This is a genomic window from Streptococcus urinalis 2285-97, from assembly GCF_000188055.2.
In the GTDB taxonomy this organism is placed as follows: domain Bacteria; phylum Bacillota; class Bacilli; order Lactobacillales; family Streptococcaceae; genus Streptococcus; species Streptococcus urinalis.
Map to the genome: position 1 here is coordinate 206751 of NZ_AEUZ02000001.1, position 22348 is coordinate 229098.

General features: G+C 34.5%; 20 protein-coding genes and 1 pseudogene. 20 read left to right on the plus strand and 1 reads right to left on the minus strand.

Annotated features, from left to right (window positions below):
- Positions 1-8 precede the first annotated feature (8 nt).
- From STRUR_RS00995 to STRUR_RS11980, 3 genes and pseudogenes are all read left to right on the plus strand, one after another.
- On the plus strand, positions 9-629 hold the full coding sequence (locus tag STRUR_RS00995) for a V-type ATP synthase subunit D (RefSeq protein ID WP_006740356.1): 621 nt from the start codon (positions 9-11) through the stop codon (positions 627-629).
- 160 nt (positions 630-789) lie between these two features.
- Positions 790-1500, plus strand: a complete 711-nt coding sequence (locus tag STRUR_RS01000) for an N-acetylmannosamine-6-phosphate 2-epimerase (RefSeq protein ID WP_006739763.1) — start codon at positions 790-792, stop codon at positions 1498-1500.
- A gap of 1 nt (position 1501) precedes the next feature.
- Positions 1502-3026: pseudogene (locus STRUR_RS11980) on the plus strand (PTS transporter subunit EIIC).
- A 9-nt stretch (positions 3027-3035) separates the two neighbouring features.
- Here STRUR_RS11980 and STRUR_RS01015 read toward each other — a convergent pair.
- Positions 3036-3866 (minus strand): MurR/RpiR family transcriptional regulator, encoded by an 831-nt coding sequence (locus STRUR_RS01015; RefSeq protein ID WP_006739530.1) that lies wholly within the window; start codon positions 3864-3866, stop codon positions 3036-3038.
- A 176-nt stretch (positions 3867-4042) separates the two neighbouring features.
- Between STRUR_RS01015 and STRUR_RS01020 the strand changes: the two genes are divergently transcribed.
- The 17 genes from STRUR_RS01020 to STRUR_RS01100 all read left to right on the plus strand — a co-directional run bounded on the left by STRUR_RS01020 (position 4043) and on the right by STRUR_RS01100 (position 22302).
- A complete protein-coding gene (locus tag STRUR_RS01020) occupies positions 4043-4813 on the plus strand; it encodes a TatD family hydrolase (protein ID WP_006738936.1) in 771 nt (256 codons plus the stop codon).
- On the plus strand, positions 4785-5387 hold the full coding sequence (rnmV, locus tag STRUR_RS01025) for a ribonuclease M5 (RefSeq protein WP_196792573.1): 603 nt from the start codon (positions 4785-4787) through the stop codon (positions 5385-5387). The genes STRUR_RS01020 and rnmV overlap by 29 nt, the downstream gene beginning before the upstream one ends.
- 68 nt (positions 5388-5455) lie before the next feature.
- On the plus strand, positions 5456-6328 hold the full coding sequence (gene rsmA / locus STRUR_RS01030) for a 16S rRNA (adenine(1518)-N(6)/adenine(1519)-N(6))-dimethyltransferase RsmA (protein ID WP_006740357.1): 873 nt from the start codon (positions 5456-5458) through the stop codon (positions 6326-6328).
- Positions 6329-6860: 532 nt separating this feature from the next.
- Entirely contained in the window at positions 6861-7733 is an 873-nt protein-coding gene (gene rsgA / locus STRUR_RS01035) for a ribosome small subunit-dependent GTPase A (RefSeq protein WP_006739774.1), read from the plus strand.
- Between the two features lie 6 nt (positions 7734-7739).
- Complete coding sequence (gene rpe / locus STRUR_RS01040) at positions 7740-8402, plus strand: ribulose-phosphate 3-epimerase (protein WP_006739565.1); 663 nt, start codon at positions 7740-7742, stop codon at positions 8400-8402.
- A complete protein-coding gene (locus STRUR_RS01045) occupies positions 8395-9024 on the plus strand; it encodes a thiamine diphosphokinase (RefSeq protein WP_006739185.1) in 630 nt (209 codons plus the stop codon). Before rpe ends, STRUR_RS01045 begins: the two co-directional genes overlap by 8 nt.
- A gap of 3 nt (positions 9025-9027) precedes the next feature.
- Entirely contained in the window at positions 9028-10302 is a 1275-nt protein-coding gene (locus tag STRUR_RS01050; RefSeq protein ID WP_006739503.1) for a DNA recombination protein RmuC, read from the plus strand.
- Positions 10292-11230, plus strand: coding sequence for a 3'-5' exoribonuclease YhaM family protein (locus STRUR_RS01055; RefSeq protein ID WP_006740344.1), 939 nt, complete (start codon positions 10292-10294; stop codon positions 11228-11230). The genes STRUR_RS01050 and STRUR_RS01055 overlap by 11 nt, the downstream gene beginning before the upstream one ends.
- A 97-nt stretch (positions 11231-11327) precedes the next feature.
- Positions 11328-12143: a pur operon repressor gene (gene purR / locus STRUR_RS01060; protein ID WP_006738707.1), complete on the plus strand. Its 816-nt coding sequence runs from the start codon at positions 11328-11330 to the stop codon at positions 12141-12143.
- A 96-nt stretch (positions 12144-12239) separates the two neighbouring features.
- Positions 12240-14810 (plus strand): SEC10/PgrA surface exclusion domain-containing protein, encoded by a 2571-nt coding sequence (locus STRUR_RS01065; RefSeq protein ID WP_006739398.1) that lies wholly within the window; start codon positions 12240-12242, stop codon positions 14808-14810.
- A 227-nt stretch (positions 14811-15037) separates the two neighbouring features.
- Entirely contained in the window at positions 15038-15451 is a 414-nt protein-coding gene (gene rpsL, locus STRUR_RS01070) for a 30S ribosomal protein S12 (RefSeq protein WP_006739874.1), read from the plus strand.
- A 20-nt stretch (positions 15452-15471) separates the two neighbouring features.
- Entirely contained in the window at positions 15472-15942 is a 471-nt protein-coding gene (gene rpsG, locus STRUR_RS01075) for a 30S ribosomal protein S7 (protein ID WP_006738469.1), read from the plus strand.
- Between the two features lie 321 nt (positions 15943-16263).
- Entirely contained in the window at positions 16264-18342 is a 2079-nt protein-coding gene (gene fusA, locus STRUR_RS01080) for an elongation factor G (RefSeq protein ID WP_006738928.1), read from the plus strand.
- 207 nt (positions 18343-18549) lie between these two features.
- A complete protein-coding gene (gene gap, locus STRUR_RS01085; protein ID WP_006738473.1) occupies positions 18550-19560 on the plus strand; it encodes a type I glyceraldehyde-3-phosphate dehydrogenase in 1011 nt (336 codons plus the stop codon).
- Between the two features lie 107 nt (positions 19561-19667).
- A complete protein-coding gene (locus STRUR_RS01090; RefSeq protein ID WP_006739130.1) occupies positions 19668-20519 on the plus strand; it encodes a 5'-nucleotidase, lipoprotein e(P4) family in 852 nt (283 codons plus the stop codon).
- Positions 20520-20644: 125 nt separating this feature from the next.
- The gene (locus STRUR_RS01095; RefSeq protein ID WP_006739617.1) at positions 20645-21841 is read left to right on the plus strand and encodes a phosphoglycerate kinase; all 1197 of its coding nucleotides are present in this window, start codon (positions 20645-20647) and stop codon (positions 21839-21841) included.
- A gap of 125 nt (positions 21842-21966) precedes the next feature.
- Positions 21967-22302: a hypothetical protein gene (locus STRUR_RS01100; RefSeq protein WP_006740118.1), complete on the plus strand. Its 336-nt coding sequence runs from the start codon at positions 21967-21969 to the stop codon at positions 22300-22302.
- Positions 22303-22348 lie beyond the last annotated feature (46 nt).

Consider the following 22348-nt stretch of genomic DNA (forward strand, 5'->3'; position numbering starts at 1 on the left):
TTGAAATAGTGGCTCGATTAAATGTAAAACCCACACGCATGGAGTTAAGTAATCTCAAAACACGATTAAAGACGGCTACTAGAGGTCATAAATTATTAAAAGATAAACGTGATGAACTGATGAGACATTTTGTTGATCTTATTAAAGAAAATAATGATTTAAGACAAGAGGTTGAGAGAGATTTGGCTTCTAATATGCAAGACTTTGTATTAGCAAAGTCTCAAGAAAATGATTTGATGGTGGAAGAACTCTTTGCAGTTCCCTTTCAAGAAGTTGATCTTTTCATTGAAACGGAAAATATTATGAGTGTCAATGTTCCTAAATTTCATGTTAATACAAATCAGCACGATGATAATAAAGGCGAATTTTCTTACAGTTTTTTGTCTTCAAATAGTGAAATGGACGAGACAATTTCAAAGATTGAATCTTTACAATCTAAAATGTTAAGATTGGCAGAAGTTGAGAAGACCTGTCAATTAATGGCGGATGAAATTGAAAAAACAAGACGTAGAGTTAATGGCTTAGAGTATGCTATTATTCCACAGCTAGAAGAAACCATTCATTATATTGAACTTAAACTAGAAGAAGCTGAGCGAGCAAATCTTGTTAGAATCATGAAAGTAAAATAATTGAAGCCCCCTTTTGCATTCCACAAGAGGGGGCTGAAATTTGTTTCAAAAAATAATAAAAAGAGAGACATTTTGAAAGTTTAATCAGAATAATAAATAGGTATTGAAAGCGTTTTATAATAGCTTATAATGATCCTGTAAGAAAGTGAAAGGAGAAAAAATGACTCATACTTGGACAAAAGAAGAATTGTTAAAACAGATAGGACAAGGTATAATCGTCTCTTGTCAAGCTCTGCCAGGAGAACCTATGTATCTTGAAAGTGGAGGGGTAATGCCTCTATTTGCTAAAGCAGCAGAAGAAGCTGGTGCAGTTGGGATTCGTGCTAATTCTGTTCGTGATATTTTAGAAATTAAAGCAGTAACACGTTTACCAATCATTGGGATTATAAAAAAAGACTATTTGCCTGAAGAACCTTATATCACTGCAACAATGGCTGAAGTTGATCAGTTGGCCAATTTGAATATAGCTGTTATTGCTTTAGATTGTACAAAGCGTCAAAGACACGACGGAAAAACAATTCCTGAAATAATAGCTCAGATTAAAGAAAAATACCCACAACAGTTACTAATGGCTGATGTAAGTACCTATGAAGAGGGGCTAGTAGCATATGAAGCAGGGGTAGACTTTGTTGGGACAACTTTATCAGGATATACCTCATACAGTAGACAACTTGATGGACCAGATCTTGAGTTAATGAAAGCATTGAAAAGATACGGAATATCGGTGATTGCAGAAGGGAAAATACATTCTTTAGAAGATTTGAAGAATGTCAAAAGAATAGGAGTTGCAGGAATAGTAGTTGGTGGAGCTATCACACGGCCAAAAGAAATTGCCCAACGTTTTATTCAAGCATTTGAGGAAGGAAAATAAGATGGATTTTAAGAAATTTTCAAAACTTGGTCAGGCATTTATGCTACCAATATCTATTTTACCGGTAGCAGGTTTGCTTCTTGGTATTGGTGGTGCCTTATCAAACAGTAATGCCATTGCTCAGTTTCCAGTTTTAAATCAAGCATGGTTGCAAGCTATCTTTACAATTATGAGTACTGCTGGCAATGCTGTTTTTTCAAATATTGCTTTGATTTTTGCTATTGGTGTTGCTGTTGGATTAGCAAATGGTGATAAAGGAACAGCTGGATTATCTGGTGGGGTAGCCTATCTTGTTTTTACAGCGACAATTAGTGGTTTTTTAAGCCTCTACTCACCAAAAGATGCCAAAATCGATACTGGAGTTTTGGGTGCATTAACCATCGGGCTTATTGTTGCCTATCTACATAATCGCTATCGTAAAATTGAACTTCCTGCCTTTCTTGGATTTTTTGGAGGTTCACGCTTTATTCCAATTGTTTCTTCTTTTGCAGCGATTGCAATTGGTTCTATTTTTTATGTCATATGGCCCTCCTATACAACAACTACTAGTCGATTTTGGTGAACGCATTGCACAAATGGGAAGTATTGGAACCTTTTTATATGGTTTCTTCCTTAGACTTACTGGAGCAGTCGGCCTTCACCATACAATCTATCCAATGTTCTGGTATACGTCACTTGGCGGTACGGAAGTTGTTGCCGGTAAAACAATCGAAGGAGCTCAAAATATTTTCTTCGCCCAACTTGCTGATTCTCATCATACAGGTTTATTTACTTATGGAACACGTTTCTTTGCAGGACGATTTGCAACAATGATGTTTGGATTACCAGCAGCTTGTTTAGCTATGTGTCATTCCATTCCAAAAGAAAATCTCAAAAAAGTGGGAAGTTTCTATTCAAGTAGTGCTTTAACATCTCTATTGACTGGGATTACAGAACCTATTGAATTTTCATTCTTATTTGTAGCACCATGGTTATATGTTATTCATGCTTTTTTAGATGGTTGTTCATTCTTAGTAGCTGACCTTTTAAAAATAAGAATTGGTAATTCATTTTCTGGTGGTCTTATTGATTTCTTGATATTTGGGGTATTTCAAGGAAATAGCCATACAAACTGGATGCTTGTGATTCCTGTTGGAATTGTGTGGTTTGCTGTTTATTATGTCGTCTTTAAATTCTGTGTCACTAAGTTCAAAGTAGCTGTACCAGGCATGATAAGTACGCTTGAAGAAAAAGATAGCAGTGATAATCCAGAAGTATCTTCAAGTCAAAAACAAAGTTCTTTGCATGAGACATCTATGGGAATCATTACTGCACTTGGTGGTGAATCAAATATCGAGGACGTAACAGCTTGTGCTACACGTTTACGTGTTTCTTTAAAAGAAAGCCAAGTTGTTGATAAAGATAGATTAAAAATGTACGGTGCAACAGCTGTATTAGACGTTAAGAATGGTGTTCAAGCAATTTATGGTGGCAAGGCTATTCTTTATAGTCAAGAAATTAATCAGATTCTTGGAAAAGAAGACTAAAAAACTGAGCTAGAGCTCAGTTTTTTTCTCTAAAGTTTCATTGAATAACTGTTCTTTTTTGACTTTGTTTATGGCAAAAAAATAGGCATACAGTATGTCAATCATGATAAGCAAAGGTAGTTGTGGAGAAACACGATTCCCATAATTAAGGTGGTGAGCTGAAGCAACGGTGAGCCATTCACTATAAATAAACTCATCAGGAGGTTTTTTTGTCGTTAATAAGACAGTTTTGATTCCCTTTTGAGCAACATAACTTAATGAGTGTATGACAGATTGGGTTTCTCCAGAAATGGAAAAACCGATAACAAGACTTTTTTCGGATAAAATGGTTTTTGCCCATTTAAAGCTATCACTATCTGAAAAAGCATCACAGATAACACCAAGTCTCATAAAACGAAGTTTAAGCTCTTGGGCAACAAGGCCTGAACTTCCTTTCCCAAAGAAATAGACTCTATCAGCTTTTTCAATCATTTCTGCAATCAGTTGTAATTGATCTTCATCTACTAATCGATAAGTTTTCGAGATAATCTGATCATAATCTAGCAGTACTTGTTTTGTTAAATGTCTGTTAAAGGGTTGTAAATCATCATTTTTACTGGCGATGCAAGTTAAATAATCATAGACAAATTCACGATATCCACTGTAATGACATTTCTTTGCAAATCTTGTTAGTGCTGCAGGTGAAACATGCAGTTTTTGTGTGATTTGTTCGGTATTAATACTTTCTTTAGTAAGATGGTGCGTCAAAAAATAGGTTGCAATATCAACTTCTAAAGCTGTCATATTAGGGATAGCTTCTTCGATGGTTATGTATATTTTATCTAAATCTTGTATCCCCATTTAAACTCCCACTTATAACTATAATTAAGTATTTTCACTTTATTATAACATAAACGGGAATAAAAAAGCGCTCTCATTTTAGCTGACAAAGATCTTATAAAAAAGCTAAATGAGTGGCATTGTAAAATATGTTATAATGTCCTATACAAGACTTAAAAGCAGAAAGAGGGAGAAAAATGATGATATTTGATACCCATACTCATCTGAATGTTGACCAATTTTTAGATAGAGTTGATGATGAATTAGCAATTGCAAAAGAACTAGGTGTTTATTATCATAATGTTGTTGGCTTTGATCACGAAACCATTTCTCACGCTCTTAGTCTAAGTCAGAAATATTCTGAAATTTATGCTTCGATAGGGTGGCATCCCACAGAAGCTGGTTCATATAGCAGTGAAATTGAGAGACTAATCACTTCTCATCTAGGAGATCCAAAAGTTGTTGCTTTAGGTGAGATTGGCTTGGATTATCATTGGATGGAAGATCCAAAAGAAGTTCAAATAGAGGTTTTTAAACGTCAAATTCAACTGTCTAAAGATTATAATTTACCTTTTATTGTTCATACGAGAGATGCTTTAGAAGACACCTATGACGTCATTAAATCTGAAGGAGTTGGTCCTAGAGGTGGCATCATGCATTCTTATTCAGGCTCATTAGAAATGGCGCAAAAATTTATTGATTTAGGTATGATGATATCATTCTCAGGTGTCGTGACTTTTAAAAAAGCGTTGGATGTTCAGGATGCGGCTAAACACATACCATTAGATAAACTTTTAGTAGAAACAGATGCGCCTTATCTTGCTCCTGTTCCAAAACGTGGAAAAGAAAATCATACGGCTTATACGCGTTATGTTGTTGACAAAATTGCTGAACTCAGAGGTATTTCTCAAGAAGAAGTCGCACAAATGACTTGTCAAAATGCAAAGAGGATTTTTCAACTTGACTAACAAACAAAAAATTCAAGAAATTATAGTAGTCGAAGGAAAGGATGATACAGCAAATCTTCGACGATTTTATGATGTTGACACTTATGAAACGAGAGGTTCAGCTATTGATGATGATGATTTAGAACGCATTGATCGTTTGAATGAACAACGCGGAGTCATCGTTTTTACAGACCCTGATTTTAATGGCGAACGGATTAGAAAAAAAATAATGCAAGCTGTACCAACTGCAAAGCATGCTTTTTTAAATAGAGATGAAGCCAAACCAAAGTCAAAAACAAAAGGTCGTTCATTAGGGGTCGAACATGCAAGTTTTGAAGACTTACAACGATCTTTAGAAAAAATGATTAATCACTATGAACAAAATAATTCTATTTTTGACATCACTTCAACTGATCTCATTCAACTAGGTTTACTAATGAGTGACGATAGCCGAAAACGACGAGAGTTTCTTGGCGAAAATTTAAGAATAGGTTATTGTAATGGCAAACAATTACTCAAGAGGTTGGAACTGTTTGGAATCACAAAGACTGAATTAAGATCAGTCATGCAGTCATTTGAAAATAATGGAAAATAGATACTATTGTGAATAAAGATGGACTGTCATCAGAATAAGAAAGGAATGAGCAGTTAGCTCAATTAATTATGAGAATTGCAGATTATAGTGTTACAAGGGCAGTCTTAGAGAGACATGGATTTACATTTAAAAAATCTTTCGGTCAAAATTTCTTAACAGATACTAATATTCTACAAAAAATTGTAGATACTGCTGAGATTGATAAAAGAGTTAATGTTTTGGAAATTGGTCCAGGAATCGGAGCATTGACAGAATTTTTAGCTGAAAATGCAGCAGAAGTAATGGCTTTTGAGATTGATGATAGATTAATACCAATTTTAGAGGATACTTTAGGGCATTTTGACAATGTCCAAATAGTTAACCAAGATATTTTGAAAGCTGATTTACAGACACAGTTAAAACGGTTTAAGAATCCTGATTTACCACTTAAAGTAGTGGCTAATTTGCCTTATTATATTACGACTCCGATATTAATGCATTTGATAGAATCAAAAGTTCCTTTTCAAGAATTTGTTGTCATGATGCAAAAAGAAGTGGCTGATCGTATTTCTGCTTTGCCAAATTCAAAAGCTTATGGTTCATTATCAATAGCAGTTCAATATTATATGACAGCAAAGGTAGCATTTGTTGTACCAAAAACGGTGTTTGTACCTGCTCCAAACGTAGATTCTGCTATTTTAAAAATGACAAGACGAGAAGAACCACTTGTTAAAGTAGAAAATGAAGATTTTCTTTTTAGAGTTGCTAAGGCTAGCTTTGCACATAGAAGAAAAACGTTATGGAATAATCTAACAAGTCATTTTGGGAAAAGTGATGAGATAAAACTCAAATTAACTAAAGCACTTGAAGAAGCAGAAATTGAACCAAGTATCAGAGGAGAAGCACTCTCCATTGAATCTTTTGGGAAATTGGCTGACGCTTTAATACATAAAGGTTTATGATGAAAGACAATTCATGACATCACAGCTTCCATTCATGATAAACTGACAATATTTTAAAAAAAGTCGCCATACTATTATTAGTCGTTGCGACGAACTCATCATTATTTAAAAAGAATCTCAACGGATTGAGACTTTAATAAATAAGAGATTGATTTAGTCTTTTATGGGGAAATAGACTAGAGGTAGCTGTTATTTAGAATTGGGGATGTGCTCAAGTTAATCTATTATGGGATGAGATTTATGTAGGAATGATTAGAATTACATGGAGTAATTAGGGATACTCAAAAAAGGTAAGACTACTCTTAAACGACTAGTATGGGGAACTAGTAATTACTAAAAATAGATTTTCGTTTTTGTTGAGAAAAGATGGTTTTTAACCTAATTTTTAAATATGATTCAAAATCGAGTAGAATATCTACTCGATTTTTTGTTTCATAGATTAACCTACTGTTTTAAAGGAGAATTTTTGATATAATAGACCATGTAATATATTGGTATTTTGCTATTAAAACATAGAATGTTAGGAGTTCATTTGCAAGGAAAAATTATTAAGTCTCTGGCTGGGTTTTATTATGTTGAGTCTGAAAGTCGTGTTTACCAAACAAGAGCACGTGGTAATTTTCGAAAAAAAGGACATAAGCCTTATGTTGGGGACAATGTTGAATTCTCTGCAGAAGATAATTCTGAAGGTTATATCCTTGAAATAAAAGAGCGTTCAAATAGTTTAGTCAGACCGCCAATTGTTAATATAGACCAGGCTGTTGTTATTATGTCAGCAAAAGAGCCAGACTTTAATCAAAATCTCTTGGATCGTTTCTTGATTTTGCTAGAGCATAGAAGGATAAAGCCAGTTATTTATATTTCTAAAATGGATCTTCTTTCCAACATTTCAGATATGCAATTAATCAAAAAAGAATATGAGCATATTGGGTACCCCTTTGTATTAACAATGTCTGATTTAATTCCGCTTTTAGCTGGAAAAGTGACAGTTTTTATGGGGCAAACGGGTGTTGGGAAATCGACTTTATTAAATCGTTTAGTCCCAGAGTTGAAATTAGAAACAGGTGAAATATCAGATAGCTTAGGTCGAGGTCGACATACCACTAGAGCGGTAACTCTATTTGATGCTTATAATGGGAAAATTGCTGATACACCAGGATTTTCATCACTCGATTATGAAATCAATAATCCCTCAGATCTCAATGAATCCTTTCCTGATATCCGTCATTTGAGTCACCAATGTAAGTTTCGTTCTTGCACGCATACACATGAGCCTAAATGTGCTGTTAAAAAAGCATTAGAAACGGGTCAATTATCAAAAAAACGTTACCAAAATTATCTTCAATTTTTAAGTGAAATTGAAAATCGTCGTGAAACTTATCAAAAAGTCATAAAAAGAAAGTAGGAAATCATGTCAGTCAATAAAATCGCACCATCAATTTTAGCTGCAGATTATGCTAATTTTGCTTCAGAATTAGCTAGGATTGAAGAAACTAATGCTGAATATGTTCATATCGATATTATGGATGGACAATTTGTACCAAACATCAGTTTTGGTGCGGATGTTGTTGCAAGCATGAGGAAACATTCTAAATTGGTTTTTGACTGTCACTTAATGGTGGTCAATCCAGAACGTTATATCACCTCATTTGCTCAAGCAGGAGCGGATATTATGACTATTCATGTGGAGTCAACAAATCATATTCACGGTGCTTTACAAAAAATTAAGGCTTCAGGAATGAAGGCAGGTGTTGTAATCAATCCAGGAACTCCTGTTGAAGCTTTAAAACCATTGCTTGCTATTGTTGATCAAGTTCTTATCATGACCGTTAATCCAGGATTTGGAGGACAAGCTTTTATTGAGGATTGCTTGGATAAAGTGAAAGCTGTCTCTAAATTGCGAGAAGAGCTTATGCTTGATTTTGACATCGAAGTTGATGGTGGTGTTGACAATCAAACCATTTCATCTTGCAAAAAAGCAGGTGCAAATGTCTTTGTGGCAGGATCTTATTTGTTTAAAGCAAAAGATCTTGTCAGTCAAGTCCAAACACTAAGAGAGGCTTTGAATGACTGATATTGCTTTATTTGTTGGCGGAGATTTAGATTTTTACACTGGACAATTTGATCTTTATGTTGGTGTGGATAGAGGTAGCCTATTTTTACTAAAAAATGGGCTTTCTTTGGATTATGCCATAGGAGATTTTGACTCTGTTTCTTCTGATGAATTTTCGAATATAAAAGAGAAAGCAAATTTTCTTTTAGTTGCACCAAAAGAAAAAAATGATACAGACACTGAACTGGCTATAAAAACAATATTTAAGACATATCCAGATGCTAAAATGACTATATTTGGAGCATTTGGCGGTAGAATTGATCATATGCTATCAAATTTATTTCTACCAGGTGATCTAGATATTTTTCCTTATTTGCAACAAATTAAGTTATCTGATCAGCAAAATGAAGTTTCTTATTTCCCGCCAGGAACTCACAAGATAGAGCATTGTGAAGGTATGAAGTATGTTTCTTTTATGACAGAACAAGAAAGTACACTTGTCATAAAGGATGCTAAATATAATCTAGATGATTCTAATTATTTTCAAAAAAAGATTTATTCAAGTAATGAATTTATTGGCAAACCAATTGAAGTTAATGTTGGATCAGGCTATTTAATTGTGATACAAAGTAAAGATAGGTAAAATATGCAAATGATGATTCTCATTACTGTTTTTATCAGTATTTTAATAACTATTTTAGTTTATTTAAAATTAGATCAATTGAAACAGACATTTTCACGACAACTTGAAGACCATGCTGATAATTTATCAGACCAATTATCTTATCAACTTAATTTATTTGAAAAGACGCAGTCGGTTGTATTGACAGAACAAATTTCGCGTTTACAAAGTGACCTTTATCAACAGTTAAATGATATCCGAGACGTCCTTTACCAAAGTACAAATGAAACGAGAGATAAGACAGATAATCGTCTTGACTTGATGAATAAAGAACTCGTTAATTCTGTTGAAAAATTACAATTTTCAAATGAAAAACGGTTAGAAGAGATGCGTCAAACTGTTGAGGAAAAATTGGAAAAAACATTACAAACAAGGCTTCACGCATCATTTGAAACAGTCTCTAAGCAATTAGAAAGTGTTAACCAAGGTCTTGGAGAAATGAAAAGTGTTGCACGTGATGTGGGGACACTTAATAAAGTTCTATCAAATACTAAAACAAGAGGTATTCTAGGTGAGCTTCAATTGGGTCAAATTTTAGAAGATATTTTAACCATTAACCAATACGAAAGAGAATTTGCTACGGTTTCAGGATCTAGCGAACGAGTTGAATATGCTGTGAAATTACCAGGAAACAGCCAAGGAGATTATGTTTATCTACCAATAGATTCAAAATTTCCACTGGAGGACTATTATCGTTTAGAAGATGCTTATGAGCTTGGAGATAAAACTCAAATTGATTTATGTCGCAAAGCCTTATTAACGAGTGTAAAGCGTTTTGCAAAAGATATCCAAAAGAAATACTTAAATCCACCAGAAACAACAAACTTTGGTATTATGTTTTTACCAACTGAAGGCTTGTATTCTGAAGTAGTTCGCAACGCATCATTTTTTGATAATCTTCGTCGAGATGAGAATATTGTAGTTGCAGGCCCGTCAACATTGTCAGCTTTACTCAATTCATTATCTGTAGGTTTTAAAACATTGAATATACAAAAAAACGCAGATGATATTAGTAAAATTCTTGGAAATGTCAAAGTTGAATTCGAGAAATTTGGAAATTTACTGGTTAAAGCTCAAAAACAAATTAACACAGCAAATAACACATTGGATTCTTTGATTTCAACAAGGACAAATGCTATTATAAGAGCTTTAAATACCATTGAATCTTATCAAGATCAGGATACCAAGTCTTTATTGGACCTGCCAATATTAGAAAATGAGGAAAATCATGAAAATTAATCAAATGAAAAAAGATGAATTATTCGAAGGCTATTATTTGATCAAATCATCAGAAGTTAGAAAAACAAGAGCAGGAAAAGATTATATTTCATTGGTGTTTCAAGATGATACAGGTGAAATCTCTGGTAATTTATGGGATGCTCAACCTTATAATGTTGAAGAATTTGTTGCTGGGAAAGTTGTCCATATGAAAGGTCGAAGAGAAGTTTATAACGGGACACCTCAGGTAAACCAAATTACACTTAGGAATGTCAGAGATGGGGAGCCAAATAACCCAAAAGATTTTAAGGAAAAAGCTCCAGTTAATGTTGAAGATGTTAAAGATTATTTGGAACAAATGATGTTTAAAATTGAAAATGCAACTTGGCAAAGAATTGTGAGAGGTTTATATCGTAAATTTGATAAAGAATTTTTCACCTATCCAGCTGCAAAAACAAATCATCATGCCTTTGAATCAGGTTTGTCATTTCATACAGCAACAATGGTGAGACTGGCTGATAGCATTGGTGATGTCTATCCAGAATTAAATAAAAGTCTTCTTTTTGCTGGGATTATGTTGCATGATTTAGCCAAAGTCATCGAGCTATCAGGACCTGATAATACGGAGTATACTATACGTGGAAATTTGATTGGTCATATTGCCTTAATTGATGAAGAAATGACAAAAATGATAGCAGAATTAAATATAGATGATAAAAAAGAGGAAGTTACTGTTTTACGCCATTTAATCTTAAGTCACCACGGATTATTAGAATATGGTAGTCCCGTTAGACCAAGAATTATGGAAGCGGAAATTTTACACATGATTGATAATATTGATGCTAATATGATGATGATGATGACAGCCTTAAATCGTGTCAACAAAGGGGAGATGACTAACCGAATCTTTGCCATGGATAATAGATCATTTTATAAACCAAAATTGTAAAATAACAGTAAATAAATAGCGAACATTACAGGTTTAATGTTCGTTTTTTTGTGACATTATGATATAATAGTAAAAAGTATATTAAAATGGGGAAAATATGAAATTAAGACGTAGTGAGCGCATGGTTGTTATTTCTAATTATTTAATCAACAATCCTTATAAATTAACAAGTTTAAATACCTTTGCTACAAAGTATGAAGCAGCAAAGTCTTCTATTTCTGAAGATATTGCTATTATTAAGCGTGCATTTGAGAATTCTGGCATTGGACAGATTGAAACCGTTACTGGAGCAAGTGGAGGTGTCATATTTACACCAGGCATTTCAAAAGAAGAAGCGGTACAAATTGCTAACGACTTATGTGAGCGTTTATCTGAAAACAATCGAATCCTACCTGGAGGTTATATTTACCTGTCGGATTTATTAAGTACACCATCTATCCTACAAAACATTGGTAGAATTATTGCTAATGCTTTTAAAGGTGAAAAAATCGATGCTGTTATGACAGTCGCTACAAAAGGTGTCCCTTTGGCAAATGCTGTTGCAAATATTTTGAATGTCCCTTTTGTCATTGTAAGACGTGATTTGAAAATAACTGAAGGTTCGACAGTCTCTGTCAATTACGCAAGTGCATCAAGTGACCGTATTGAAAAAATGTTTTTATCAAAACGAAGTTTGAAACCAAACAGTCGAGTACTAATAGTCGATGACTTTCTTAAAGGTGGTGGAACTATTACTGGTATGAAGAGCTTGCTTACAGAGTTCGATAGTACATTGGTTGGTGTCGCGGTCTTTGCAGAAAATGCCCAAGAAGAACGTGACCATATGCAGTACAAATCATTATTAAAAGTATCAGAAATTGATGTCAAAAATAATAAAGTTGTGGTTGAAGTGGGAAATATTTTTGAAGAGTAATCTTGATTTCATCCTAATGTCATACACTTGAAATATTTGTATGCTATCATGATATTAGTGTCTACTAGCGAAAAATAGAAAAGGATCAAGGAAAGAGTGAAAAAGATTAAATTAAGTAAAAAAAGCCCATTCAAGGTAGTAACAACATCAACAATTACTTTGTTAGGTTTGGGAGTGACAGGTCATCACGTCGTTTCTGCTGACGATAACCTTAAGTCAACTGATAAGTCCCAAGAGTCAACAGCAACTACTGGAAATTCAACCCCTACAACATTAGCTGAAAGTCAAGTGGCAACTGCACAAGCTCAGACACAAGTTGACGAAGCAAGTGCACAAGTTGAAGCGGATCAGAATGCTGTTGATTCTCAAGCACAAACTGTTGAGCAAATTCAAAAAGAAGTCGAAGAAACTGAATCACAAGTAGAAACAACAACATCTGACATTGCAGAAGCTGATGCAATTGCAAAAGAGATGACACCTGAAAAGACACAAGAAGTTCAGTCACAAGTAGAAACGCAAACAACACAAATTTCAGAAGCTGAAGCAAATCAAAATGAAGTGTCTAGTCAGGTTGAAACACAAGAGGCGACAGTTACTGCGGCTGAAACTGCTGTTGAAGCAGCTCAAACACAGGTTGATGCAGATACTAAAAAAGTTGAAATTATAGAAAGTCAAATCAATGCTCCAGAAACAATTGCTGGAGACTTAGCTCAAGCACAATCAGATGTTAACCGTATTGAAATTGCTATTGGAAGAGCTGAAAATGACTTGAAGTTAGCTGAAGAAAGTGCAAAAGCTTCTATAGAAGCAAGCTTAGCAGAAAAACAAACTGAATTAGCTCAAAAACAAGCATTGTTAAAATCTTTGCAAATTGAACAATCAAATGCTCCTCAAGTAGCAGATGTGACTCATGGAAATACTATTCAATTACCAGCGTCATACGTAAATACATCTTTCCCAGCATTGAAGAACCTTACAAGTACTGATTACACTTACTCAGGTTCATATATGGCTGCACTGAATCGTTGGACTTCAACTATAGAATCAGGTGTTGATAAAGCAAGATATGGTGCGTGGAAAGCAGTTAATGCCTATAAATCAAATGCAGCTGATCAAAATCATGTGATTAATGTTAACAATTTAACGAAAGCTGAACAAAATGAAATCGCACAATTTACAAGTGATCTTTTGAATTCTGTGAGAACACAACTTGGACTTTCAAAAGTAGTTGTTAGTGTTACTTCTCAAGACTTTGCTAAAAAAGCAACTGATCAGTATGTTGCTCAAGGTTATGCTGCAGGGTCACCGCATAAGTTTAAAGAAATTGTATATCCAACTGCCCAGTCATTAGGTCTTAAATATTCTGATAACCGTGGTTATGAATCACTAGGTTTGATGGGAAATTCAATGACAATGGACCAACTAAAATTGAATTTCTACAATACTTTAGTATACATGTTGTTTGACGATGTCACTTCAAATTATAGTCATACAGTAAGTTTACTTCAGGATAATGGTAGAGATACATACTATATCGGTGTATCTGCAACATCAAGTGCGCAACATATCTATATTATTCCTTCAAGTAATATTGTAAACTCTAGCATTTTCAATAAGGCACTTGTATTTGCAGGTAAATCTGTTGATAACTCAGCTAAAATAACATCTGTTTCAAATGATATAAAAGCTATTCAAAAAACAATTGGTCAATTACAAACAGCCAAATCAGATTATTCTAAACTTTCAAGTGTTACAAGTAAAGCTGATCAATTAACAAGTCTTAAAAGTCAATTAAGTGCTAAACAAGATCAAATTAAATCTCTTGAAATTCAAGCTCAAGGATTGACTAAAACTAAAGAAGAATTATCAAGTGAACTTGTAAAAGCTAAAGAACAAAAAACACAAAGTTTAGCGAAACTTCAAAAAGTTACAGCAAACTTAACAGTTCAAAAAGCAACTTTACATGCATTGCAAAATCGTAAACAACAACTTGAAAAAGAAGTTACAAGTTTGAAAGAATCAAAAGCGAAATTGCAAGACTTATTAGTTAAAGCCCTAGATAAAGATTTGAAAGCTAACTTGGAAGATCGTCTAGTGACATTGCAAACAACTTTAGCAAATAAGAAAGAAACATTAGCGCTAGAAACTGCTAAACTTTCTGATTTAACCGCTAAACTATTAGACTCAAAAAACACACTAGTTTCTGCTGAAAGTAAACTGAATGAAGCAAGAGCAACCTTAAATAAATTGTTGGCTCAAGAAGAAAGTTTAGTAGCTAAAACATATCAAAACCAAATGTTAGCTATTACAAATAGAGTGTTAACAGATACTAAGCAAATGGGATACATTGCAACAGCAAAATCTGGACAAACTCAATCATCAAATGTTGTATCTGCAGATGAAAAAACAAGTCTTAATTCTGATAAAAATACAAAAGTTTCAGGTTATGAGGCTTCACCAGTAATTTCAGATAAAACAGAAGTAACTTCAGAAGTTAAATCAACTGGGCAAAACGCAACAACTCAAAAACAAGCATCGGACAAAACAGCAACTTCATCGACAGGACAAGCTTCTTCAACAAAACAAAATCTTGCAAAAGTTGCAATTGCAGGTTTAGGTATGGTTGGTGTTGCTGGAGCCGTCTTGACAAGAAAGAAATTAAAATAATTTTTGGTAAAAAAGGAGACCTAAGGTCTTCTTTTTTCTTTTGAAATATAAATATTATGATTGACAAATAGTATTGATAGTAGTATTATATAAGACGGTACTTTTTACTTTTGGTCTCTCAAAAGTGTACAGAGACGTGCTGACAATTGTTGCAAAAGTACACCCAGATATGGGCTGTCACCAAGTGCCATATCAACCAAAACTAAAAAAATACAGGAGAAATGTAGATGCCTACAATTAACCAGTTGGTACGTAAACCACGTAAATCTAATGTTGAAAAATCAGATTCACCTGCTTTGAATATTGGTTACAACAGTCATAAAAAAGTTCACACTAAAATGTCTGCACCTCAAAAACGCGGTGTTGCAACTCGTGTGGGAACAATGACACCTAAAAAACCTAACTCAGCCCTTCGTAAATTTGCTCGTGTACGTTTGAGTAACCTTATTGAAGTTACAGCATACATCCCAGGTATCGGACACAACCTTCAAGAACACAGTGTTGTTCTTATTCGTGGTGGCCGTGTGAAAGACCTTCCAGGTGTACGTTACCATATCGTTCGTGGTGCACTTGATACTGCAGGTGTTGCTGATCGTAAACAAGGCCGTTCTAAATACGGTGCAAAACGTCCTAAAGGATAATAGAAGGGGGATAAGAAGAAATGAGTCGTAAAAATAGAGCGCCTAAACGCGAAGTATTACCAGATCCATTATACAATTCAAAACTTGTAACACGTCTTATCAACCGTGTTATGCTTGATGGTAAACGTGGTACTGCAGCAACAATCGTATATGATGCTTTTACAGAAATTAAAGAATCAACAGGGACTGATGCACTTGAAGTATTTGAAACTGCTATGGATAATATCATGCCAGTTCTTGAAGTACGTGCACGTCGTGTTGGTGGATCAAACTACCAAGTTCCGGTTGAAGTTCGTCCAGAACGTCGCACAACTTTAGGATTACGTTGGTTAGTAAATGCTTCACGTGCTCGTGGTGAACACACTATGAAAGATCGTTTAGCTAAAGAAATCATGGATGCTGCTAATAACACAGGTGCATCAGTTAAGAAACGTGAAGATACACACAAAATGGCTGAAGCAAACCGTGCATTTGCACACTTCCGTTGGTAGGATTAAAAGACAGAAACGAAAAGAGCAAAAACAGAGTAATAAAAATTATGAAGAAATCTTAGTTTCTTGTAACTGTTACCTTTTTAGATTCTTGCTCTTAAGTTGATTTCAATTAGTTTTGAGACCTTGTAGTTCAAACTCAGCTAAATTAGCTACAAAAGTCATTGAAGGTACGAGATGTTTTATCTCTCTGACTTTGTGTCTAGGTTGACTACAATTATATCAAAAACCAAGTGGTAAAAAACGGGTAGGTCCTGCCTATCCGTTTTTACTAAATAATGTTATAATAAATCGTAAAATAAAATAATAGGAGAAAACCAAATGGCTCGCGAATTTTCATTAGCAAAAACTCGTAATATCGGTATTATGGCTCACGTCGATGCTGGTAAAACAACTACAACTGAGCGTATTCTTTACTATACTGGTAGAATCCATAAAATTGGAGAAACTCACGAAGGAGCTTCTCAAATGGACTGGATGGAACAAGAACAAGAACGCGGTATCACTATTACATCAGCTGCAACTACTGCACAATGGAATGGTCACCGTGTAAATATCATCGATACACCAGGACACGTGGACTTCACAATTGAAGTACAACGTTCTCTCCGTGTACTTGATGGTGCTGTAACAGTTCTTGATGCACAATCAGGTGTTGAACCTCAAACAGAAACAGTTTGGCGTCAAGCTACTGAATACGGAGTTCCTCGTATCGTTTTTGCTAATAAAATGGATAAAATCGGTGCAGACTTCTTGTACTCAGTAAGTACTTTACATGAACGTCTTCAAGCAAATGCACATCCAATTCAACTACCAATTGGCTCAGAAGATGATTTCCGTGGTATTATCGACTTAATCAAAATGAAAGCAGAAATCTATACTAATGACCTTGGTACAGATATTCTTGAAGAAGATATTCCAGCAGAATACTTAGAACAAGCTGAAGAATACCGTGAAAAATTGGTTGAAGCCGTTGCCGAAACTGATGAAGACTTAATGATGAAATACCTTGAAGGTGAAGAAATCACAAATGAAGAGTTGATGGCTGCAATCCGTACAGCAACTATCAATGTAGAATTCTATCCAGTACTATGTGGTTCTGCCTTCAAAAATAAAGGTGTTCAATTGATGCTTGATGCTGTAATTGATTACCTACCAAGCCCACTTGATGTACCAGCAATTAAAGGTGTTAATCCAGATACTGAAGAAGAAGAAACTCGTCCAGCTTCAGATGATGAACCATTTGCTGCCTTAGCCTTCAAGATTATGACTGACCCATTTGTAGGACGTTTAACATTTATTCGTGTTTACTCAGGTGTACTTAACTCAGGTTCATATGTTTTAAACACTTCAAAAGGCAAACGTGAACGTGTTGGGCGTATTCTTCAAATGCATGCTAATAGCCGTCAAGAAATCGAAACAGTTTATTCAGGTGATATCGCAGCTGCTATCGGTTTGAAAGATACAACAACTGGTGATTCATTAACAGATGAAAAAGCTAAAATTGTCTTAGAATCTATTGAAGTTCCAGAACCAGTTATCCAATTAATGGTTGAACCAAAAACAAAAGCTGACCAAGACAAGATGGCAATTGGTTTACAAAAACTTGCTGAAGAAGACCCAACATTCCGTGTTGAAACAAATGTTGAAACTGGTGAAACAGTTATCTCAGGTATGGGTGAACTTCACTTGGACGTACTTGTTGACCGCTTGAAACGCGAACATAAAGTTGAAGCAAACGTTGGTGCACCACAAGTTTCATATCGTGAAACATTCCGTGCTTCTACACAAGCACGTGGATTCTTCAAACGTCAATCAGGTGGTAAAGGTCAATTTGGTGATGTTTGGATTGAATTTACGCCAAATGAAGAAGGTAAAGGCTTCGAATTTGAAAATGCTATTGTTGGTGGTGTTGTTCCTCGTGAATTTATCCCAGCAGTAGAAAAAGGTTTAGTAGAATCAATGGCTAATGGTGTTCTTGCAGGATACCCAATCGTTGACGTAAAAGCTAAACTTTATGATGGTTCATACCATGATGTCGATTCATCTGAAACTGCCTTCAAGATTGCTGCATCATTAGCTCTTAAAGAAGCTGCTAAATCTGCACAACCTGCTATTCTTGAACCAATGATGTTAGTAACTATCACAGTACCAGAAGAAAATCTTGGTGATGTAATGGGACATGTTACTGCACGTCGTGGTCGTGTTGATGGAATGGAAGCACATGGTAACAGCCAAATCGTTCGTGCTTATGTTCCACTTGCAGAAATGTTTGGTTACGCAACAGTACTTCGTTCAGCATCACAAGGTCGTGGTACATTCATGATGGTGTTTGACCACTATGAAGATGTTCCAAAATCTGTACAAGAAGAAATCATCAAAAAAAATCATGGTGAATAATTAAATAATAAAAAAGAAGGTTATGTTAACCTTCTTTTTGTTTTTATGAAAGAACCATTATTATTTGCAATTTTTCTGAAATAGTTATATAATAGTTTCTGTTGAAAGGTTGATATACAGATGTATAAGTTAATCTTTTCACAATAGTTGGGGAGAAATCCCGTAAATAATATAATTTTTTGATTTTCAATAAGGAGGAAATCACAAATGACAGTTAAAGTTGGTATTAACGGTTTCGGTCGTATCGGTCGTCTTGCTTTCCGTCGTATCCAAAATGTTGAAGGTGTTGAAGTTACTCGTATCAACGACCTTACAGATCCAAACATGCTTGCACATCTTTTAAAATATGATACAACTCAAGGTCGTTTTGACGGTGATGTTGTAGTTAAAGATGGTGGTTTTGAAGTTAACGGAAAATTTGTTAAAGTTTCTGCAGAACGCGAACCAAAAAACATTGACTGGGCAACTGACGGTGTAGAAATCGTTCTTGAAGCTACTGGTTTCTTTGCTAAGAAAGAAGCTGCAGAACAACATATCCATGAAAATGGTGCTAAAAAAGTTGTTATCACTGCACCTGGTGGAAACGATGTTAAAACAATCGTATTTAACACTAACCATGATATTCTTGATGGTACTGAAACAGTTATTTCAGGTGCTTCATGTACTACAAACTGTTTAGCTCCAATGGCTAAAGCTTTACAAGATAACTTTGGTGTTAAACAAGGTTTGATGACTACTATTCACGCTTACACTGGTGACCAAATGATCCTTGACGGACCACACCGTGGTGGTGACTTACGTCGTGCACGTTCAGGAGCTAACAACATTGTTCCTAACTCAACTGGTGCTGCTAAAGCTATCGGACTTGTAATTCCAGAATTGAATGGTAAACTTGACGGTGCTGCACAACGTGTTCCAGTTCCAACTGGTTCTGTTACTGAACTTGTAGCAACTCTTGAAAAAGAAGTTACTGTTGAAGAAGTAAATGCAGCAATGAAAGCAGCTTCAAACGAATCATATGGTTACACTGAAGATCCAATCGTATCATCAGATATCATCGGAATTTCTTACGGTTCATTATTTGATGCTACTCAAACAAAAGTACAAACTGTTGATGGAAGTCAATTAGTTAAAGTTGTTTCATGGTACGACAACGAAATGTCATACACTTCACAACTTGTACGTACTCTTGAATACTTTGCTAAAATTGCAAAATAATTGAGATAAAAACCTAGCTTAGGCTAGGTTTTTTTTATTGTTAAATATTGACAAGATAAAATGAAAGCGCTACAATTCTAATTAAATAAGGGAAATAGGAGATTCTTATGAAATTAAAAAAAGGAATTGTTGTCTTTGGTCCTGGAGTAACACTATTATGTACGAGTGCTTGCAGTCAAACCAAAAAGGAAATGAGCACTAATGCTCATTCAAACAAAGTTGAAATGACTTATGATAAATTAAGGTCACGAGAGAACACGATGGCTGTGGCTTGGTATCAAGAGTCGGATGAAGCAAAAGCATTATATTTACAAGGTTATCATTTAGCAAAACAAAAATTAGAAATGATTACGCAAACACCATCTTCAAAACCATACTCTGTAATATTAGACATTGATGAAACAGTTTTAGATAATAGCCCTTATCAAGCTAAGAATGTTAAGAATGGAAAGACTTTTAATCCTAAATCATGGGATAAGTGGGTTAAGAGTAAAAAAGCGAAAGCTGTTCCTGGCGTAAAAGAATTTCTAAATTATGCAAATGAAAAAGGTGTAAAAATCTATTACGTTTCAGATAGAGCTGATAGTCAAGTAGATGCCACAAAAGAAAATCTTGAGAGTGAAGGTTTGCCAGTTCAAGACAAAAGCCAATTGCTTTTTTTAAAAAATGAGATGACTTCCAAAGAGAGTCGACGAAAAATGGTTGGAGAATCAACAGATATTGCCTTATTATGTGGTGATAATCTAGTTGATTTTGCTGAATTTTCAAAGACTTCACAGACTGATAGAACAAAAATGATGTCTGAACTCGAAAATGAGTTTGGTAATAAATTCATAATACTGCCAAACCCAATGTATGGTTCTTGGGAAACAACGATTTATAATGGTAAAAAATTAGATAGTAAAAGGCAAGTAAAAGCAAGAGAAAAAGCGATTGAAAAAAATAGCGCGAAAGATTAAGTCTGAAAAAGTTTTATATTTTCAAGAAAATAGGTTATATTTGTGAAAAATTGTTCATTATACAACAAATAATTTTGACTTATGTTATAATATAGAGGTATAAAATATTTAAGGAGTTAGAACTCATGGCTAAATTAACAGTAAAAGACGTTGATTTAAAAGGTAAAAAAGTTCTCGTTCGCGTTGACTTTAATGTACCTTTGAAAGACGGTGTTATTACAAATGATAATCGTATCTCTGCTGCTTTACCAACAATCAAATACATTGTTGAAAATGGCGGACGTGCTATTCTTTTCTCACACCTTGGACGTGTAAAAGAAGAAGCTGATAAAGAAGGTAAATCACTTGCTCCAGTTGCAAAAGACCTTTCAGAAAAATTAGGTCAAGAAGTTGTATTTCCTGGAGTTACTCGTGGTGAAAAACTTGAAGAAGCTATTAATGCCCTTAAAGACGGTCAAGTTCTACTAGTAGAAAACACTCGCTTTGAAGATGTTGATGGTAAAAAAGAATCAAAAAATGATCCAGAATTAGGTAAATATTGGGCTTCACTTGGTGATGGAATTTTCGTCAACGATGCATTTGGTACTGCTCACCGTGCACATGCATCAAATGTTGGAATTTCAGCTAATGTTGAAAAAGCAGTTGCTGGTTTCTTACTTGAAAACGAAATTGCCTATATCCAAGAAGCTGTTGAAACTCCAGAACGTCCATTTGTAGCTATTCTTGGTGGTTCAAAAGTATCTGATAAGATTGGTGTTATCGAAAACTTACTTGAAAAAGCTGATAAAGTACTTATCGGTGGTGGGATGACTTACACTTTCTTTAAAGCTCAAGGTATCGAAATTGGTAATTCACTTGTAGAAGAAGATAAACTTGAAGTTGCTAAATCATTACTTGAAAAAGCAAATGGTAAATTAGTCTTGCCAGTTGATTCAAAAGAAGCTAATACTTTTGCTGATTATACAGAAGTGAAAGATACTGATGGTGAAGCAGTTGATGCTGGGTTCTTAGGACTTGATATTGGTCCAAAATCGATTGCAAAATTTGATGAAGCATTAACAGGTGCTAAAACTGTAGTTTGGAATGGACCAATGGGTGTCTTTGAAAACCCAGATTTCCAAGCTGGAACAATCGGTGTTATGGACGCTATTGTAAAACAACCAGGCGTTAAATCAATCATTGGTGGTGGTGATTCAGCTGCAGCTGCAATCAACCTAGGTCGTGCAGATAAATTCTCATGGATTTCTACTGGTGGTGGAGCATCTATGGAATTATTAGAAGGTAAAGTTTTACCAGGTCTAGATGCTTTGACAGAAAAATAATCAGTTTATATTATTTCAAAAAAAGAGGTACTTTCAAGTACTTCTTTTTTTATTTATAGATTCATTTATAGTAATTGTTAATTTTAAAAGTATGGTATAATACATGCTATAAAAGGAGATTTACCATGGTTATAATGGGATTTTTGATTACTTCATTTTTGATGTTCTTTTTTATGATTGTTTTTATGAAAATTCTAACCCAACATAAAAAAGAGAGTAAGGAAACTGGTTACTACTATTACCCTTATATGGTTACTTTTAAAAATGGTCCGACACTGGATGAACTTAAAAGTAATGAGAACTTGATGGCTATAGTTCATGAAATTAATTATGAAGCAGGAACATATGTCATTTTTAGTCGAATAAATGATGTTAAACTAAAAAAGCTACTCATGAAAGAATTCAACTTAGATGCAAAATCTGTCTTGGTCAGAAGCAGGACATTTATAGGTGTCTGGTAGATATAATACAAAAAAGCTTTTATATATGAAGTATACCTAAGAGAAA

Excerpts from the sequence above, each read along its gene's own strand:
- gap (WP_006738473.1), top strand. The coding sequence starts at position 18,550 with ATGACAGTTAAAGTTGGTATTAACGGTTTCGGTCGTATCGGTCGTCTT.
- STRUR_RS01000 (WP_006739763.1), top strand. The coding sequence starts at position 790 with ATGACTCATACTTGGACAAAAGAAGAATTGTTAAAACAGATAGGACAA.
- STRUR_RS01015 (WP_006739530.1), bottom strand. The coding sequence starts at position 3,866 with ATGGGGATACAAGATTTAGATAAAATATACATAACCATCGAAGAAGCT.
- fusA (WP_006738928.1), top strand. The coding sequence starts at position 16,264 with ATGGCTCGCGAATTTTCATTAGCAAAAACTCGTAATATCGGTATTATG.
- STRUR_RS01095 (WP_006739617.1), top strand. The coding sequence starts at position 20,645 with ATGGCTAAATTAACAGTAAAAGACGTTGATTTAAAAGGTAAAAAAGTT.
- STRUR_RS01020 (WP_006738936.1), top strand. The coding sequence starts at position 4,043 with ATGATGATATTTGATACCCATACTCATCTGAATGTTGACCAATTTTTA.
- STRUR_RS01090 (WP_006739130.1), top strand. The coding sequence starts at position 19,668 with ATGAAATTAAAAAAAGGAATTGTTGTCTTTGGTCCTGGAGTAACACTA.
- rsmA (WP_006740357.1), top strand. The coding sequence starts at position 5,456 with ATGAGAATTGCAGATTATAGTGTTACAAGGGCAGTCTTAGAGAGACAT.
- rpe (WP_006739565.1), top strand. The coding sequence starts at position 7,740 with ATGTCAGTCAATAAAATCGCACCATCAATTTTAGCTGCAGATTATGCT.
- purR (WP_006738707.1), top strand. The coding sequence starts at position 11,328 with ATGAAATTAAGACGTAGTGAGCGCATGGTTGTTATTTCTAATTATTTA.
- rpsL (WP_006739874.1), top strand. The coding sequence starts at position 15,038 with ATGCCTACAATTAACCAGTTGGTACGTAAACCACGTAAATCTAATGTT.
- rpsG (WP_006738469.1), top strand. The coding sequence starts at position 15,472 with ATGAGTCGTAAAAATAGAGCGCCTAAACGCGAAGTATTACCAGATCCA.
- rnmV (WP_196792573.1), top strand. The coding sequence starts at position 4,785 with ATGCAAAGAGGATTTTTCAACTTGACTAACAAACAAAAAATTCAAGAA.
- STRUR_RS01045 (WP_006739185.1), top strand. The coding sequence starts at position 8,395 with ATGACTGATATTGCTTTATTTGTTGGCGGAGATTTAGATTTTTACACT.
- STRUR_RS01100 (WP_006740118.1), top strand. The coding sequence starts at position 21,967 with ATGGTTATAATGGGATTTTTGATTACTTCATTTTTGATGTTCTTTTTT.
- STRUR_RS01050 (WP_006739503.1), top strand. The coding sequence starts at position 9,028 with ATGCAAATGATGATTCTCATTACTGTTTTTATCAGTATTTTAATAACT.
- STRUR_RS01055 (WP_006740344.1), top strand. The coding sequence starts at position 10,292 with ATGAAAATTAATCAAATGAAAAAAGATGAATTATTCGAAGGCTATTAT.